The 14,926-nt window shown below is 45.0% G+C and carries 19 protein-coding genes and 2 pseudogenes; 8 read left to right on the top strand and 13 right to left on the bottom strand.

The features are described from left to right. Positions 1 to 14: 14 nt before the first annotated feature. The 3 genes from ACBR23_RS20460 to ACBR23_RS20450 form a co-directional block, all read right to left on the bottom strand. On the bottom strand, positions 15 to 383 hold the full coding sequence (locus ACBR23_RS20460) for a hypothetical protein (protein ID WP_371117260.1): 369 nt from the start codon (positions 381 to 383) through the stop codon (positions 15 to 17). Between the two features lie 61 nt (positions 384 to 444). Further along, positions 445 to 1,146 carry a hypothetical protein gene (locus ACBR23_RS20455; RefSeq protein WP_371120348.1) on the bottom strand — a complete coding sequence of 234 codons (702 nt, stop codon included), beginning with the start codon at positions 1,144 to 1,146 and terminating at the stop codon, positions 445 to 447. A gap of 167 nt (positions 1,147 to 1,313) precedes the next feature. After that, positions 1,314 to 1,580: a hypothetical protein gene (locus ACBR23_RS20450; protein ID WP_340525636.1), complete on the bottom strand. Its 267-nt coding sequence runs from the start codon at positions 1,578 to 1,580 to the stop codon at positions 1,314 to 1,316. Between the two features lie 253 nt (positions 1,581 to 1,833). Here ACBR23_RS20450 and ACBR23_RS20445 point away from each other — a divergent pair, with 253 nt between their 5' ends. From ACBR23_RS20445 to ACBR23_RS20430, 4 genes are all read left to right on the top strand, one after another. Next, complete coding sequence (locus ACBR23_RS20445; protein WP_371120349.1) at positions 1,834 to 2,169, top strand: helix-turn-helix domain-containing protein; 336 nt, start codon at positions 1,834 to 1,836, stop codon at positions 2,167 to 2,169. A gap of 15 nt (positions 2,170 to 2,184) precedes the next feature. Next, a complete protein-coding gene (locus ACBR23_RS20440; protein WP_371120350.1) occupies positions 2,185 to 2,874 on the top strand; it encodes an ImmA/IrrE family metallo-endopeptidase in 690 nt (229 codons plus the stop codon). A 165-nt stretch (positions 2,875 to 3,039) separates the two neighbouring features. Beyond that, positions 3,040 to 3,339, top strand: coding sequence for a hypothetical protein (locus ACBR23_RS20435; RefSeq protein WP_371120351.1), 300 nt, complete (start codon positions 3,040 to 3,042; stop codon positions 3,337 to 3,339). 17 nt (positions 3,340 to 3,356) lie between these two features. Next, the gene (locus tag ACBR23_RS20430; RefSeq protein ID WP_371120352.1) at positions 3,357 to 3,659 is read left to right on the top strand and encodes a hypothetical protein; all 303 of its coding nucleotides are present in this window, start codon (positions 3,357 to 3,359) and stop codon (positions 3,657 to 3,659) included. A gap of 40 nt (positions 3,660 to 3,699) precedes the next feature. Here the strand turns inward: ACBR23_RS20430 and ACBR23_RS20425 are convergent, their stop codons facing one another. Next, the gene (locus tag ACBR23_RS20425) at positions 3,700 to 4,203 is read right to left on the bottom strand and encodes an O-acetyl-ADP-ribose deacetylase (RefSeq protein ID WP_371120353.1); all 504 of its coding nucleotides are present in this window, start codon (positions 4,201 to 4,203) and stop codon (positions 3,700 to 3,702) included. 96 nt (positions 4,204 to 4,299) lie between these two features. Between ACBR23_RS20425 and ACBR23_RS20420 the strand changes: the two genes are divergently transcribed. After that, entirely contained in the window at positions 4,300 to 4,449 is a 150-nt protein-coding gene (locus ACBR23_RS20420) for a hypothetical protein (RefSeq protein ID WP_371120354.1), read from the top strand. 136 nt (positions 4,450 to 4,585) lie between these two features. On the opposite strand, the gene ACBR23_RS20415 is transcribed toward ACBR23_RS20420, so the two are convergent. Both ACBR23_RS20415 and ACBR23_RS20410 read right to left on the bottom strand, forming a co-directional pair. Continuing rightward, complete coding sequence (locus ACBR23_RS20415; RefSeq protein WP_371117269.1) at positions 4,586 to 5,347, bottom strand: phycobilisome rod-core linker polypeptide; 762 nt, start codon at positions 5,345 to 5,347, stop codon at positions 4,586 to 4,588. Positions 5,348 to 5,719: 372 nt separating this feature from the next. Then, positions 5,720 to 6,316 (bottom strand): phycobiliprotein lyase, encoded by a 597-nt coding sequence (locus ACBR23_RS20410; RefSeq protein ID WP_371117276.1) that lies wholly within the window; start codon positions 6,314 to 6,316, stop codon positions 5,720 to 5,722. Between the two features lie 235 nt (positions 6,317 to 6,551). Between ACBR23_RS20410 and ACBR23_RS20405 the strand changes: the two genes are divergently transcribed. Further along, positions 6,552 to 6,719, top strand: coding sequence for an NblA/ycf18 family protein (locus ACBR23_RS20405; protein ID WP_340525620.1), 168 nt, complete (start codon positions 6,552 to 6,554; stop codon positions 6,717 to 6,719). A gap of 146 nt (positions 6,720 to 6,865) precedes the next feature. Here the strand turns inward: ACBR23_RS20405 and ACBR23_RS20400 are convergent, their stop codons facing one another. Both ACBR23_RS20400 and ACBR23_RS20395 read right to left on the bottom strand, forming a co-directional pair. After that, positions 6,866 to 7,975 (bottom strand): extracellular solute-binding protein, encoded by a 1,110-nt coding sequence (locus ACBR23_RS20400; protein ID WP_371120355.1) that lies wholly within the window; start codon positions 7,973 to 7,975, stop codon positions 6,866 to 6,868. Then, on the bottom strand, positions 7,972 to 8,121 hold the full coding sequence (locus ACBR23_RS20395; protein WP_341737662.1) for a phycobiliprotein lyase: 150 nt from the start codon (positions 8,119 to 8,121) through the stop codon (positions 7,972 to 7,974). The genes ACBR23_RS20400 and ACBR23_RS20395 overlap by 4 nt, the downstream gene beginning before the upstream one ends. Before the next feature lie 421 nt (positions 8,122 to 8,542). Here ACBR23_RS20395 and ACBR23_RS20390 point away from each other — a divergent pair, with 421 nt between their 5' ends. Continuing rightward, positions 8,543 to 8,926: a hypothetical protein gene (locus ACBR23_RS20390; RefSeq protein WP_341737661.1), complete on the top strand. Its 384-nt coding sequence runs from the start codon at positions 8,543 to 8,545 to the stop codon at positions 8,924 to 8,926. 75 nt (positions 8,927 to 9,001) lie between these two features. Here the strand turns inward: ACBR23_RS20390 and cobT are convergent, their stop codons facing one another. From cobT to ACBR23_RS20365, 5 genes and pseudogenes are all read right to left on the bottom strand, one after another. Continuing rightward, positions 9,002 to 10,102 (bottom strand): nicotinate mononucleotide-dependent phosphoribosyltransferase CobT, encoded by a 1,101-nt coding sequence (gene cobT / locus ACBR23_RS20385; protein WP_371117277.1) that lies wholly within the window; start codon positions 10,100 to 10,102, stop codon positions 9,002 to 9,004. 31 nt (positions 10,103 to 10,133) lie between these two features. Then, positions 10,134 to 10,886, bottom strand: a complete 753-nt coding sequence (locus tag ACBR23_RS20380) for a DUF2232 domain-containing protein (RefSeq protein ID WP_341737660.1) — start codon at positions 10,884 to 10,886, stop codon at positions 10,134 to 10,136. 169 nt (positions 10,887 to 11,055) lie between these two features. Beyond that, positions 11,056 to 11,547: a universal stress protein gene (locus tag ACBR23_RS20375; RefSeq protein ID WP_341737659.1), complete on the bottom strand. Its 492-nt coding sequence runs from the start codon at positions 11,545 to 11,547 to the stop codon at positions 11,056 to 11,058. Positions 11,548 to 11,706: 159 nt separating this feature from the next. Further along, a pseudogene (locus ACBR23_RS20370) lies at positions 11,707 to 11,784 on the bottom strand (zinc ribbon domain-containing protein); the annotation flags it as partial. Positions 11,785 to 11,799: 15 nt separating this feature from the next. Then, positions 11,800 to 12,510, bottom strand: a complete 711-nt coding sequence (locus tag ACBR23_RS20365; protein WP_340525437.1) for a Crp/Fnr family transcriptional regulator — start codon at positions 12,508 to 12,510, stop codon at positions 11,800 to 11,802. A gap of 786 nt (positions 12,511 to 13,296) precedes the next feature. Here ACBR23_RS20365 and ACBR23_RS20360 point away from each other — a divergent pair. Continuing rightward, positions 13,297 to 14,926 (top strand): annotated as a pseudogene (locus ACBR23_RS20360) (hypothetical protein); the annotation flags it as partial.

Below are 14,926 nucleotides of genomic sequence, written 5' to 3'. Positions count from 1 at the left end.
GCAAAGGTGTTTAGCTATCCTAACTTGCGGAGTTGGGTGAGAAGAGTTTGATATTTTTGAACTGCATCCGGTTTGGGTTCTAGATTTTCGCCTCCTAAAGTTTTGAGAATTTCCAAACAGCGCCCGCAGCGATTCCCTTCCCGGCAATTACACTCGTCTATTATACTCAAAAGTTTGCCGGTTAGCAATTGATTCTGCGCCAATAAAGCTTGGTAATTTTGCTGAATAGATTCTGTGACTAAAGTCATGTGTTGGCACATTTCGGTGAGACTTTGAATGTCGTTTATAGAATCGGCTCGAATTTGTTCTATCAGCTCTAAATTGGCTCTCAAACGGCTCTCCATCAGATGCGATGGGTTTTGGATGTTTGTTATTTTCGGCATCGTTTCAAATTAGTAATAATCTAGGCAAAGGGCGAGATAGAATCGCGCCCTTTGCCTAGATTTAGAACAAGTCGGCAGTTGATTTATCTTGGGCTGCTGGCAGTGAGATAGCACCGTTAGAGTTTAAAGAAAGGGCATCATTTTCACCGTTAGCATGGGCTGCCATCAAACAGGCAACTTCCTGGGGAGGGAGATTGTCCAAACAGATCATTTGCCGCGTTCCTTCCAAATCTATCATCCGAGATTGATTGCTCATATCGGACAATACTGCGGCGGCTTGGTCGATGATTCCCCAGTCTTTGCGCTCAATCCAAGACCATTTTAAGCTGTAGTAATTGATTGGTTTTACTACTCCGCTATCATCTGGTTTTTGACCGGAATGTTTGGTAAATTCGGGAATGAAGATACCTGTAGCTGGCTCTACTCCGCGAGATTGGACTGAGGCAACTAAGCGGTTAAAATCGTTCAGACTGCGGTTTTTGATGTATGTGACCATCACAACTCCTTGGGGTAGTTCGCCAGTTTCGGCGACAAACCAGAGTTGACCCCAAAGTGTGTGGGAAGTTTGACCTAAACTGCCGAAGAATTTGGAGAATTTGAGGATTGTCATGGAGCATTTGCTACCATAATCGGTATCGCCGATTGTCCACTGTCCGCTTTGACAATTGTTACGAACGGCGATGGGAATTTCTGGTACTAGCAAAGCGTTGGTAGGTTTAGATCCAAATACTGAAAATACTGGTCTTTCTTGTGTTTTAGTCATTGTTTTTTCCTTTAATTATTGATTTACAGCAAATTGGGCATTGGGAATCGGGCATTGGGCATTGGGAATAGTTTCTTCCTTCTTCCTTCTTCCTTCTTCCTGAAGCGTTCCCTGAGCCCTTCGGCTACGCTCAGGATAAACGCAGTCGTTGGGCCTTCTTCCTTCAATTACCTAATGAGATGTTTGGCTTTTTTTGGTTCGGGATATGTGTATTCAAGCATCGCTTCTTGCTGAGCTTTAATTATCCGCAGTGCAGCGAGTAAATGCTCTAACATTTCTAGGTGGGCTGGGGTGAAGTGGATGCTGAAGCCTTCGCCATCCCTTGCATAACCCGGACATACCAGTGAGGCCGAGTTTTGTTCTTCGTGGGTGGCGATGTATAGCCAGTCGTCGTCTTCTAGCTTGTAATGGGTGTCTGTCCAGGTTCTCAGCATTGGCTATCTGTTCCTCCTTGTTTTCTCAGTACAAGCGTTTTGACCGATCGCGCTTCCGACTTTTTTGACAATCCACAGGCTGTATATAGCGTGTGTTGTCGGCGGTTTAGCCATTTTAACTCTACCTGTGTGGCTAAAGTGTTGATTAACCCGTCAACTAAACCTAGTCTAACGTATGTTGATTTTCCCGTCAAGTGTTTTGTTGAATTTTTCATCAAAACAGGCTAGAATGCTTGGAGGGAGGCGAAAAAACGTGGAACAGACATTAGAACAGACCTTTGGAAGACTCATCCGTCAAGCTCGCAAGGACAAAGGATTCTCACAACGTGAGCTAGCAGCTATGCTAAGTGTGGATTTTACCTATTTGTCGAAGTTGGAGAACGATCGCGCGGATTATGCACCCAAAGAGGAGGTAATCCGATCGCTAGCACGGAATCTTGACATCAATGAAGAGGAACTAATTTTCTTAGCCGGGAGACTACCTCAGCAGTACGAAGCCTTGCTGAAGCAGAATCCGAAGGAAATGCAGGCTCTTTTCCGCCGGATGCAAGAAAATCCAGATTGGCTCAAAAAGTCGTTCCAATCCTAAGAGAGGGCTTTCAAAGTGAGTATTTTTAAGCCGTATTGCTTCTATCCCAAAGAATCGATCGAGGGTTTGGCAAATGACATTTTGATGCGGATGCAAAAGACACAAAATTTTGCTCCGAGATGGCCTTTTGAGGCGACAATGGTGGCTGATTTCCTGGATTTAGGAGTAGTTTGGGACTGGATTGAACCTGATGAAGAGGGTGCGATCGCTGCTAGAATTTTGCCGCAGCAACGGTTAATTGAAATCAACGAACAGATTTTGGCAAAACCCCCAGGCTTCATCGAATCTACCATCGCCCATGAAATCGGACACTGGGTGCTGCACATCAATCAGGATGAAGCTGACGGTGTTGTGGAACAGTTGGAGTTAAATCTGGAAAATGGGGGAAACACGTCGCAGGATGTGGAGGAACCGTTTGTGTGTCGGGGTGCGAGTGCTGATACTAAGGTTGCATCGATCGAATGGCAAGCACAATATTTTGCAAGCTGTTTGTTGATGCCGCGATGTATTTTGGAGGATAAAAGACAGGGACGGGATTTAACTAAATGGTCGCATTTATACAAGATGAGGGATGAATTGGGAGTGAGTATTTCCAATTTGACCAATCGTTTGCAAGAGTTTGGCTGGATTTATATTCCGAAGGGAACTCGCGAGATTTATGCGGGGAAAGATGCGGCTAATGGACAGCAGCGATTGTTTGGGTAAGCTGGTTTACGGTTGTTTTTGAGTGATTTAACCGCAGAGGGCGCAGAGGACACAGAGGAAGAGAAGAGAGAGATGAATAGTGTTGGACTCAGGCATGATATAGAGGACACGGCAATGCAGTCCAAGAATTTACCTTAATTGTCAAAAGTAAGAGTCGGTCGTTGGATGAGTTCTGATGAGTTTGCTAAAATGCAGCAGACTGGTGTAGTTCAAGAAAGTTATACTGGTACTACATATGTTGCATTCCCCGCAGATTCAGAAGCATTCATGAGTCAAGCTAAGCCCGGTGCTGTCTATGTAGAGTTTGATGTACCTGCCTCTGGTATAAGACAAACAAAAGAAGGTTGGGCTAGCATTAAAAGTCCTAATAGTTTAGACGGAAGACTTGCTGCTAAAAAAGGTCTACCGATACCTGAAATGCCTAAAGCAACAAATATAACTCATACAGCAACAAAGTTAAATTAGAGAGTTTGTTCAGAATTATGTTAACTCAATTTGAAAATTGGATGCAGGAAAAACGTCAGGAAATTGAGAACAGGGGTTATCAATTAGAGATAGTAAAATCTCCATCTGATATCGTTGAACAAAGTCTACGCTTGGACTTAGATTCTGATAATTATATCGCTAGAATAACACTATGGGATTCTGGTGACTCTCAACAGGAAATTATAGATGTTGTTTCTGAACAAATGGTATTTGATGAATATTTTAAAATTAGTGCGAACTTTAATTTCAGCAAAGCTTTTGAAAAATTTTTCAATATTTTGAAATTAAACCTTTGTTGAATTTGTTTGACAGACTATCAGTTAGCCATTTAAGAGAGGATTAACTGTAGTTAGATAGAATCTTTTCATAAATTTCATAATTTTCTCGATCGAAGCAGCAAAAAATTACTCTTTGAGGGCCACCACTATTTTGTATTTGTTCGGAGCATATCTTCACCGCAATCTCACCTGCTAGAGCCTTGGGGTATCTGTAAATGCCAGTGCTAATGCAAGGAAATGCCAAACTCTCGAACTCTTTATCTGCGGCGATTTGCATACACTTGCGGTAACACTCGGCCAGGAGTTCAGGTTCTCCACGATCGCCTCCCCGCCATACAGGTCCTACCGTGTGGATGATAAAGCGTGCAGGCAAGCGATATCCTTTAGTTAGCTTAGCATCCCCAATCTTGCATCCTCCAAGCAATCGGCACTCGTGAACAAGTTCTGAGCCTGCTGCTCTGTGTATTGATCCATCTACTCCACTACCTCCAAGTAAACTGGTATTTGCAGCATTCACGACTGCATCAACTTCCAATTTTGTGATGTCGCCCAAAATAATTTTCATAAAACTAATTAAGCTTCAAGAATCCATACTTATAATAATGTACTCTTATCATTTGCACAAGACTGGCTACAGGTGAACATATTGCTGTAAGTGAATATGAGTCAGAATGATTATCAATATGCTCATGCTAATCCGGTTAGTAATACGGTAACAAAAGTCGGGAATTGTTTTGTTGTTGGTACGGAGATTCTGACTGTTGATGGGATTAAGAGTATTGAGGATATTCGGGTTTTTTCTCAAAAATAATGAGTTCTGAGTTTCGGATTCCAAGTTTAGTAAAAAACTCAAACCTCAAAACTCAAAACTCAAAATTCTCTCAGACTAACAACTGATAGATTCAGTCGATCGCGTGACACAACTAAATGTATCCAAACGCTATCAATTACCGACCCCGGCGAGGAACCATCGTCTCGATATTGATATTAGCCAGAGGAACGCGCTGTGGAGCAGTAGCAGGCATTGGCATATTGCGAGCCATACCCAGGTAATTTGCCGGATCTCCAGCTCTGAGCTGCTTCTCTTGAGGCACAAAACGGCGTACAGAGCTCTGCCAAATGATTTGTGGGAAGCCAAGCTGCGAGCGGTGGTACTCACCGTAGCGAGGAGTCTTCAAGTTAAAGGGTGTGTCCCCTGCAACTCGCTGAGGCAAGATGCGGCGCTGCTGATAAGGCACTGTATCGTAGCCGAACTTATTGAGGTACTCATCGCTATTGAGCAAGTCGTCAATAAAGCCTTGAGGCCCTTTATTAGCTACCACGATCGACCAAGCAATCTTTTCGCGCTCGCTGTAAACATCCCGGCCCAAAATGCGCTGAACGCACATTTCGACAAAGCGGTAGTTGCTGTTAGTTTGATAATTCCGTTCCAAGAAAGGGAACGAAGTAGCCAAACCGCGAATAAAATCCCGCACTGTAATTTGGCCGAACTTGAGTTGCGACTCCAAAGACTTTTGGCGGTTGCTCTTAAGGATTTGGTGTTCGCTGTAAATCTGGCGATATCCAGCCCAAATCAAATTTTCCATGTCCCCCGACGAGAGCACATTTTCAGTTGTGAAAATTCTGGGCTGCTCGTCGCCTCCGACTTCATAGCCAGCTACGCGCTGGTTTTGGCTCTTAGGAGCGTAGTTCAACAAAGGAAGCGCCACGTTATAATCTCCGTTATCTCAAATTTTCACAAATAGCTGATACTGCGATCGGCCAGCTTGACACTCTCAGGGCTGAAGCCACTGAGATTCTTGGTTCACTGATATACCTTTAAACTGTCCATCCTTTCGGCAATATTTAAACCTAAAATCCGTTCAATTGAACCAAGTTTTGAGCCTAATTTAAACAGCCTTAGAGGGCTTATCTCCCCAAGCGTTAGAGAATCACTTCTCTTGTTTCCGTGTGCCCCACGGTACACCTAATTAAATAGATTAGGGGATTCTCGCAGCCTAAATCTGATTTTCCTGAATTTTTGCAACAATCTGTAATATTGTTGACGGTTGTCAGTTGGCTGTTGGCTACCAACAACCAAATTACCAGCCCAAGGCTGAGTAGAACTCGGTAGTGACTGGCTCAGCCTCTGCTGCTGGCGAAGCGGCCTCGGCATCGGGTTCCACGCGAACTTCTGTACAAAAAGTGGAAGTGCTGAAACCGCCAAAGCGCTTTACCGTACTTGTCCGCATCCGCACATTGGGACCTGCGAACCAGAAACGCTCGATCGAACTCATCGTCTCGTATTCGGTAATCAGCATCAGCCCATCCTCATCATCCATCTCAAAACGACCAGCCACCGGCACAATTTCCGCATAGCCACGTTCCCGCAACATCAAACCTTGGCGCGGATTTTCAGGATCGGGGACGATCGCGAACACCGTAGAGCCTTTATGATTCTCATCATCCTTATCCCAGGCCATGGAGCCGTGCCAAGTCACAAAAGCGCCTCCGGCAGCCCGACTGGGGTCAATTTCGTGCATCTGACAAATCTCGGCTACTCGCGTGTCATCGGCACCAAGGGCCGTCACCTCAATATTGGAATCCCCAATCTCCGTTTGGCGGAAAGGGAGGTGGTGAGTGCTACGCTGCGATCGCCACTTCCCTGCACTGCTGTGAAAAAACTCCATTGCATCCATCATAAATAGCTCCTTTGGCTTAGTCTTCGCGGTTTGTACGTTTTTTTATGATAAAGCTCCCCCCACTTAGATGTACTTTTATGGCACAAATTAGTAGCAAAATGTACACCTTGGACAGATTGTCAAGTTAATGTTATGATAGTTTACAATGTAGGAACAAAAGAAATCCAGCGAAACGTGATTTCGATATATCTGATTTCGATTTATCTCATGTAGCAAAGTGGAGGAGCGATTTATGGATATGCCTATAAGTCTGAGCATGGAACAGCAGTTCAAACTGCAAGTGTTGCGAGAACAAGTCAAAACCTTAAGTCAAAATGAAGCTCAGGAATATCTACTAGAGGTGATGCGGCAAAATATGGTCAAAGAAAACCTATTGAAGTTTTGGATGAAGAAAGGCTGATCGAGTTGGCTGAAGCAGAAGTCGGGAATTTGCCGCAGGATTCCCACAACTCCCGACTTCTGGAATTTCTCCTAGAATACCCAAAAAGCTGGCGCACAACAGGCTGTTTGCCCTGTTCTACAGCAATTATGGGAGATGTCTGATATTTAACCTTTGATAACTTGTCGCATTTGCTCCCAGTGCGATCGATATTGTGCGATCGCCCTATCGCCAAAAGGCAGTAGAAACTCGCTTCGAGCCAGAATCTTGGCATCGGGTAATAGTACAGGATTAGTCCGAACCTCCCCAGGCAAATTCTCCGGTTTCATCCCCACAACAATCGGCGAACTAACTTTACTCAGCAAAGATAATTGAGGCGCAACAGAAGGTTGCCAACAAAAATTAATCCATTTTGCTACTAATGGTACTGGATTTCCCGACGCTGGTTCTACCCACAAATCTGTCCAAAGTGCAGTGCCCGCCAGGGGAACTACTACGGCTAGATCTTTTTGAGTTACCAACAGCGGTAGGATGTCTGCTGATGAACCAACGGCTAACCAAGTATCACCTAAAATCAAAGGTTGCAGGTAAGCATCGGAACTATAAAATTTAACTTGCTGATGTAATTTTGCGAGTTCTTTTTTGAGGTTAGAAACTTTATCTAAATCCTGGGTATTGTAGGATTTACCTAACTTTTTTAAAGTTAAACCAATGACTTCTCTGGCATTGTTCGGTAGAGAAAGGCGATCGCGCAATTCCTCACGCCAGAGGTCTTTCCAATCTGTAGGAGTCCATCCCAAAGCCTTAAATTTGTCAGTGCGGTAGGCAATTACAGTGCTTCCCCACCGATAAGGTGTGGCCCAAATTTTACCTTTAGGGTCTAACTGACCCTCATTATTTCGTCTTACCAGTGTTCGCCATCTTTCGGGGATTTGTGGCCAGTTAGAAAATTTCTGGGGATCGATCGGTCTAATTAATTCTTGCCTAATTGCCAAAGTCAGCCAGTAATCTCCCAGCATCACTAAGTCAGCTTGATTTTTGGTTTGGGGACTCCGTTTCCAGTCTTGCAATAGGGCGAACAATTCTGTTAATTGCGTTGACTGCGTTACCTGCAAAACTGAAGAGGGTTTTGAATCGAGGCTAAACTTGCTGACGAGTTGGGCCGGAATCGCATTTTTGAGCGATCGAATTTTGAGACTAGGCTTCGACTCACACGCAGCAGCCAATTGAGTTAAAGTTAGGGTAGCTGTCCCCAATAGCAAAGACCTTCGTTTCACTTTTGAATGCGCTTTTCTAAATATTTACCGATGGTTTTGTGTTCTGTGGCCGGAGAAATAATCGTTGGTCGAGTCCGGTACTCGGAGGCGATGTGTGTTATTTCTTCCTCAAACACAGAGCCATTGTACTCGGTTTTTTCACACAAAGTTGCAGCCTGGGCTGCTTAAAATTCTCTTTTCCAGGGCGTAATCGTCCCCAAGCCCCCGTGGCCCTCACTTTGGCGATCGCAAACATGAGGTACAGCAACCCAGGGGCAATTTACTTTTACGAAGGGGAACACCACTAATTGACGCCACGGATAGATTGACGCTCTGGTCGATCGCAGACCATATTTTTTATTTAAAAACGGATGAATCTGGAGGAAGACACCCAATGGATGAAGGGTAAAATTTCAAATTGAGGAACAAATACCTATCAATTTTGCTGAAATGTATCGCCTCAATCTACCCTCATGATTTATATCACAAGAGTTGGCTCAAAAATTAAATAATTTGGTGATAAATCACATTTATGTAATGATTTGCCTAAGATATAAACATATAAGTTAAGATACACAGGACTGATTTATGGAAGCGCTTCGTCAACAAGTTTCACTATTGACTGAACAAGTCAATGCCCTCTACAAACTCATAGAAAATCTCAATCAAAATTTATTGGAGTCAGCTAACCAAACTAAGCTGACCCAGCAACAGAACAACCAGCGATCGAGCCTCGAAGGCCGTGAATCGCTCTCTGCCTATCCCGCCTACAGCAATCTGGATGCGATGCTAGATCACAAAGACATCCTATTGGATGACAGTTACTTTGACAAGAATTCTCAAAACCTGGAAAAAGAACTGACAACCGATATTCAAATCCAGCGCCTAACCGCCCAGCTCACAGCAGCTTACAATCGCATTGCCGCCCTGGAGGAACAGTTGCTGTCAAAAAGAATACACTCACAAAAATAGATAATTTTCATTGAAAAATGATAGTAAATATCGGGAAAAAGTTCCTCAGCAAATATAGCCACTCCCAGCAGGAATTTAGTTATTTGATAAGCGCGAGGCTAAAACTTCAACAGCTTCTAGAAGTTGAGATGGAGTCCAGTTTGCCATGATGTTAGATGCGATCGCACACGCTCCAGCACCGACACCTTCTTTGACATATCCGCGATCGTAAGCTTGAAGTTGGGGATAAGCAGAACCTGCAAAACTTAGCTGTGCCGCCAACAAAGGTACACCGCCTACTTCATTAGCGAGTCCTACCGTGTCCCCTGTAGGGTCTTGAGCCACCCAGCCAGTGGTCCCCACCACCACTCGTTCGGGACACCATACAAGAGCATATTCGCGGGCGATCGCCTCCATCAAAGCATAGACAGCCAGCATTTGAGTGCCACCAGCCAGCATGACGCCACAAGTCCGACTCGCCGCGATCGCCATTGCCGCCGTCGCTATCTGCATGGGATCTCCCACCGCAGCCACCAATTCCAGAGGAGATATTTTCCCCCCCATTTTCCAGCCCACCATTTCAAGTCCCGTAGTCACTGCGGCGAATTTTTGAGCATGATTGCACTGAGGGTGACTGCTATTAACTTTCCCCGCCGCCGCTATACCCAAGCCCATTAATACAGCCAAAGCCGTAGTCGTACCGCCAACCACGCACTCCCCTAAAATCACGTAGCTATCATGGGTGGTAGCAGCTAATTTAGCTCCCCACATTAATCCTTGTGCCAGCAAATGTTCCACTGTTTTGAGTGCTAAAGCCTTCCCAGATGTCAGACATTTGGCCCTTTGCCCCCCTAAATCTATGGTAGGTACGGGAGGAAGCAAGGGCAAACCAGCGTTAAATAGGTAAAGGGGAATTTCCAAAGCCTCGACTACAGCGCGAGATATCAGTACCGGCGATGCGCCTGCTTTTAGGGGTGGCAAGGGATATTGGGGCTGAATTTGGGGGCCGTTATACAAAAATTCTGCATCTGCTAAACAGGTAAATTGGCGATCGTGGGGAGTTGCACCTGCTGCGGAAATACCGGGAATTAAGCCAGTATCAGTAAATCCTAAAATGCAGGCAAATATGGGTTTTTTCCCCCGATAGGATTCCACCCACCTTTTGCCCTGTTGAATTTCTGTATAAATATCAATCATCATTAGTTATTAGTTATTGGGTCTTCAATAACTATTCTTCGTAATCAATCAAAACTTGTACCCAGCGTGGTGGTCGGGGGATGGGATTTCCTAAACGATCTAACAACAGCAAAGCTACTAAATGTACTACGAATAAATAGATAATATTATTAACTAAAATCATCCCGGCCGCGATCGCCTGAATCGTGTTCAAACTCGGCACGCTCAGCCAACCTAGTTTCACAAATACCCATTCCACCATCTCTGCTACTTGGGCGGTGACGTAAACCCAGAGGTCTTGGCCCACCAAGGCTGACAGCAGCCAAAACCGAAAAAAGAAGCCAAAAGTCCCAATTAGCGCGCCCAAACTAATCGAAACAGACCAACTGGTTTTGCGCCTCCACAGTCCTCCGAGGGCAACTCCCATGATCCCAAAAGGTATGACATATAAAATGCTGCGGGTCGGACCCATCAGTACCGATAGTAACAAACCCGAAACTAAAGCTGCCATCCAAGCGGCCCGCTGACCCCAGCGCAGGTAGACTAGGGCAATGGGCACTGGAAAGAAGACTCGCAGCAAAGGTCCCAGTGGAAAGTAGTAATTGACTAGCCAAATCAAGCTAGCGGTACTTGCTAAAAATGCCGTTTCTACCAGCCTCAAAGGTGTTGCGTTTCTGTTTGAGGTTGGGTCTGGATTTGGGCGATCGGCGGACAAAGCTGAAATAGCTGGGTTCTGCGGGTCGTTATTTGTATTAGGCGAACTGCTCAAATTTGATGCAGAATCTGCTGAGAAAAAATCACTCATCCGATTTTAGATTTGATATTTTAAATTTTAACTTTCACGGGACTAGAAACCAGTTTTTTTGAGTCGATAAATCCTAGCCCAAATTGATATTTATCCCTAACTTCTGGTTTCTGGTCATCAGTGTGATTTGAGATTAAATTTCTCAGCTAAACAATCACCACGATTATTTTTAGACCTTGGGTTCCTGAATCACAAAAACCGAGCAAGATGCGTGGTGAACGACATAATTGCTGACGCTACCGAGGAAAGCTTCCGCGATCCCCGTGCGCCCACGCCGCCCCAAGATGATTAAATCTGCGCCCCAATTTTGGGAATACTCACAGATACAATGGCCTGTATCGCCATCTATTTGGGAGTCAAATTCCACCTTCACTCCTTGATTTGCTGCTGCGTCACAGTAATTTTTCAGCAAACTCTCCCCTTGTTTGACTTCTTTTTCTAGCAACAAACGTTGAGTTTGATAAGCCTGATCCATTAATTGTACATTCATGCCCAAATCTACCGGAATTGGTACGGCAGACTCGCCCAAGGAGTTGACGGTGACGCAATGAAATAGCATCACAGCAGCTTGATTAGCCTTAGCTAATTCTAAAGTTTCGTTGAACACGCGGTGGCTCAATTCAGAGTCATCTAAGGCCGCAAAGATTTTATGAAAACTCATTGATTAACCTCCGATGGTAATTAATAAACAGCGACAAGGGAGAGAATGCCTTCGACTTTAGTTCACAGTTGACAATCTGCTATAAAAATCCAAGACTTGTCTAGACATTTGCTTCTTACTTCAACGGGAGCATGGGAGCGGTTATCCCTTGGTAAGCTTTCACGATTTAGCCAACCGCGATAAATTAATGGCTGCGTTCAAATCCCTGTCCATCGCATGACCGCAACTTCCACAGTTGTAAGTCTCTTATTTCTAGACTAACAGCCGTTCTAGGGCGTGCAAGTCTGGAATACACAAAATGTCGCGTTCGCGCTGAATAGTTCCTTTTTTTTCCAACTTGCTCAGCACCCGCGTTACTGTTTCCCTCGCTAGACCGCTGAGACTGCTCAATTCTCTGTGTGGGAGGTTGGGAATTTCTGTACCTCCTGTGGACATGATTTTCCCTTGTCCTTCTGCCAAAAATAATAGAATGTCTGCTACTCGCGAGGTACTGTCGGACTCTCGCAAGCGGAGACGACGATTAACTTGTCGCAGCCTGCGGGCCATCAGTTGAGCGAGCCGAATCCCTGCTAGCGGCTCGGTGTGAATTAGTTGCACAAAATCCTGGGATGGCATATTACCGATCAGTGTCGGAGCTAGGGTAATGACATCTGTCGATCGCGGTGTTTCTTCGATCGCAGCCATTTCACCGAATAGCTCTCCTTTGCCTAAAATATTGAGCGTTACTTCTTTTCCGTCTAAGTTGTAGGTGCGAATTTTAACCCAACCATCCAATATAAAATACACAGATGTACCCCAGTCATTTTCCAACAAAATCACTTGATTTGAAGGATGGCTGCGGGTAACAATGTGGACAGTTGCTCTCTCAATTACAGGATCGGGTAAGCCTAAAAAGAAAGGAGTGGATACTATCAATTGATTGATATTTGACTGCGGATCTCGGGTGTTAAAGCGGTCTTCCATGAGGCCATCATTTTAATTTATGCGTTCGAGCTGTGCTGGGCAGTTAAAAATAGCTTGCAGCCGAGTCATTGGATTTAAGAAACTACAAACAAGAATCTAAAATTAGCAGTTTTACCTCTAAATTTTTGCTCAAAAAGGTCAAAAAATGGAATTAATAGCCTAAATCTCGGATTGGGAGCTAGAAGCTAAAAAATATACCACAATTTTTGATACCAACATCTGTCACCGAAGTTTAGCTACATAATTGTAGCAGCCTAGTCCGAGAGTCAGAGGATGTGACTACCTTTGTCAAGCAGCTAGCGAGAGATAGTCTAACACTCCGCTGAGAGCTTTGTTGTCAGGAGACCCCAACAGTCTATTGGTACAGTCCGCTAATATGTCATGCCAGTAACAAAATAGGATTTTCTACTGGCGAGCAACTCTCCCAGGTCAGCATCAATGGAAGATTCGGGGGAATAGTAGCCTCAAGGTTGGCGATCGATCTTGCGAGACTGGCGAGTTGTCTTAGCAACCTATCAGAGAACCCCCAAAACATTGTACCATTAATGTCTAGCCATAGATAAAGATAAAAAGCTATCATCAATTCTTACCGATCGCAAGGCAAAACATAGATAGTAGTTGGCAAGAAGTAAAAAGAACCCTACAGATGGTCGGGCCCAAAAATACTACACCCGAAACAGGGGGATTGCATCCTGATTAATCTATGTATTTGAACATGACTCTCCCATGACTTCAGCCTTTTTTTGGTAAAGTTTTTCGCAAGCCGCATTCTTAGAGGTTCCGCCCTTGAATTCTCAGAAGTACAAAATTCAAGCACTAATTGCTGAGATTGACGAGGTACTCAGCAAACCCGTACCCCGATTACCTTGGACGGGTTCGATCGATCTCGTGCACCAGCGTCAACTTTTAGAGCGAGTTCGCACCTATCTGGTTTCCCCAGACTCAAAGCTAATGGTGCCAGACAAACCAGCCAACAGTCCCCAGATACGCCCGCAACCAGTTCCAGTACCCAAAGTGCCACTGGCGACAAATCAACACTCAACCACAGAGCAAATCTTGCAAGCAGTCACCGGAGAAATCAGCCATTTGCGAGAAAAGCTGACTGGTCCACTGCAAGAAGACATAGAAGCTCTCCGTCAACAACAGCAGGCTCTGGTTCAAGAAATCAAGGAGCTGGAAGTCAGACGTCAGCAGCAACAATCCTTAGCTCAGCAACAAGCCCACCAACAGCAAATCATTTCGGAATTTTTGCAAGCAGTCACCAGCCGCTTGCAAGAAACCTGGCTCGGCAATTTACCCCCAAGCCCCCAAGCAACTACCTCGGACTCCCTGGAGGTGCATCCACAAGCCCCAGGAGAATCATCGGTGCCGACATCGGCCCCCAGGTTGGAACAACTGCAAGAATTCGAGACTGAAGCCGATCGCAGGCTCATGAGACTCGATTCTACAATGCACATTGTATTCGAGGCTTTGCAAGCAAATTTGGAAAGCTATCAAGCATCTTTGTCCCAAGGACTCGAAAAAATGCACGGTTTCGGTCAACAGAGCGAGATGATGTTTACCGCTTTCGTGAGCCACTTGGCCCAGGAGTTAGGCCGAGAAGCATCATCCTACCTACAGCAGCCCATCGACTTGTCCACCCTCGGAAATGCCAACTTCACCAGCGAGATACTACCAAACACCTCTCAAACCCCGTTAGCTAACGAGACTCCCAGAGCAGAAATGGCGATCATCGCAGATGGGAGTAGTAGCAACCAACTCGCAGAACAAGAAAGACTACCCTATGCGGGAACAGAAATTTCTTCCCAATTCGGACAGTTGAAACGCGATCGTACTTCCATAGGCATTTCGCTCCCGGATTTGGAAGAAAACTTGTTCGGTTCCGGGCCCCAAGTCGATCGACCAACAACTCCATTTCCAGAGGCTCAATCCGAACCATCATCGGCAAAAACTGATCAAGAAGTTGAGGATGTTTATGCTAATTTATTTCTCACAGCCGAAGTCGCAGAACTAGACCTGGAAAACTTCGTTATAGAAAATACCGCAACTGCTACCGAAAGTAAATTAATCCCCTCTGAAAATCAGCCAGTAGTTGCCAGTCAATCATCCCTAGATAGTCAGGGATTAGATTTGTTTGGGGAACTAGAATTTGAGGATTCCTCTGCATCAAATCAGCCAGTAGTTACCAGTCAATCATCCCTAGATAGTCAGGGATTAGATTTGTTTGGGGAACTAGAATTTGAGGATTCCTCTGCATCAAATCAGCCAGTAGTTACCAGTGAATCACCACTAGATAGTCAGGGATTAGATTTGTTTGGGGAACTAGAATTTGAGGATTCCTCTGCATCAAATCAGCCAGTAGTTACCAGTGAATCACCACTAGATAGTCAGGGATTAGATTTGTTTGGGGAACTAG

This window comes from Microcoleus sp., assembly GCF_041354475.1.
GTDB lineage: Bacteria > Cyanobacteriota > Cyanobacteriia > Cyanobacteriales > Microcoleaceae > Microcoleus.
The sequence above is the reverse complement of the archived record's forward strand: the minus strand, read 5'-3'. Positions and strand labels throughout refer to the sequence as shown.

Coding starts and splice junctions, on each gene's coding strand:
- ACBR23_RS20450 (WP_340525636.1), bottom strand. CDS start 1,580: ATGCTGAGAACCTGGACAGACACCCATTACAAGCTAGAAGACGACGAC.
- ACBR23_RS20430 (WP_371120352.1), top strand. CDS start 3,357: ATGTTAACTCAATTTGAAAATTGGATGCAGGAAAAACGTCAGGAAATT.
- ACBR23_RS20435 (WP_371120351.1), top strand. CDS start 3,040: ATGAGTTCTGATGAGTTTGCTAAAATGCAGCAGACTGGTGTAGTTCAA.
- ACBR23_RS20420 (WP_371120354.1), top strand. CDS start 4,300: ATGAGTCAGAATGATTATCAATATGCTCATGCTAATCCGGTTAGTAAT.
- ACBR23_RS20460 (WP_371117260.1), bottom strand. CDS start 383: ATGCCGAAAATAACAAACATCCAAAACCCATCGCATCTGATGGAGAGC.
- ACBR23_RS20390 (WP_341737661.1), top strand. CDS start 8,543: ATGGAAGCGCTTCGTCAACAAGTTTCACTATTGACTGAACAAGTCAAT.
- ACBR23_RS20455 (WP_371120348.1), bottom strand. CDS start 1,146: ATGACTAAAACACAAGAAAGACCAGTATTTTCAGTATTTGGATCTAAA.
- ACBR23_RS20425 (WP_371120353.1), bottom strand. CDS start 4,203: ATGAAAATTATTTTGGGCGACATCACAAAATTGGAAGTTGATGCAGTC.
- ACBR23_RS20405 (WP_340525620.1), top strand. CDS start 6,552: ATGGATATGCCTATAAGTCTGAGCATGGAACAGCAGTTCAAACTGCAA.
- ACBR23_RS20410 (WP_371117276.1), bottom strand. CDS start 6,316: ATGGATGCAATGGAGTTTTTTCACAGCAGTGCAGGGAAGTGGCGATCG.
- cobT (WP_371117277.1), bottom strand. CDS start 10,102: ATGATTGATATTTATACAGAAATTCAACAGGGCAAAAGGTGGGTGGAA.
- ACBR23_RS20375 (WP_341737659.1), bottom strand. CDS start 11,547: ATGAGTTTTCATAAAATCTTTGCGGCCTTAGATGACTCTGAATTGAGC.
- ACBR23_RS20365 (WP_340525437.1), bottom strand. CDS start 12,510: ATGGAAGACCGCTTTAACACCCGAGATCCGCAGTCAAATATCAATCAA.
- ACBR23_RS20380 (WP_341737660.1), bottom strand. CDS start 10,886: ATGAGTGATTTTTTCTCAGCAGATTCTGCATCAAATTTGAGCAGTTCG.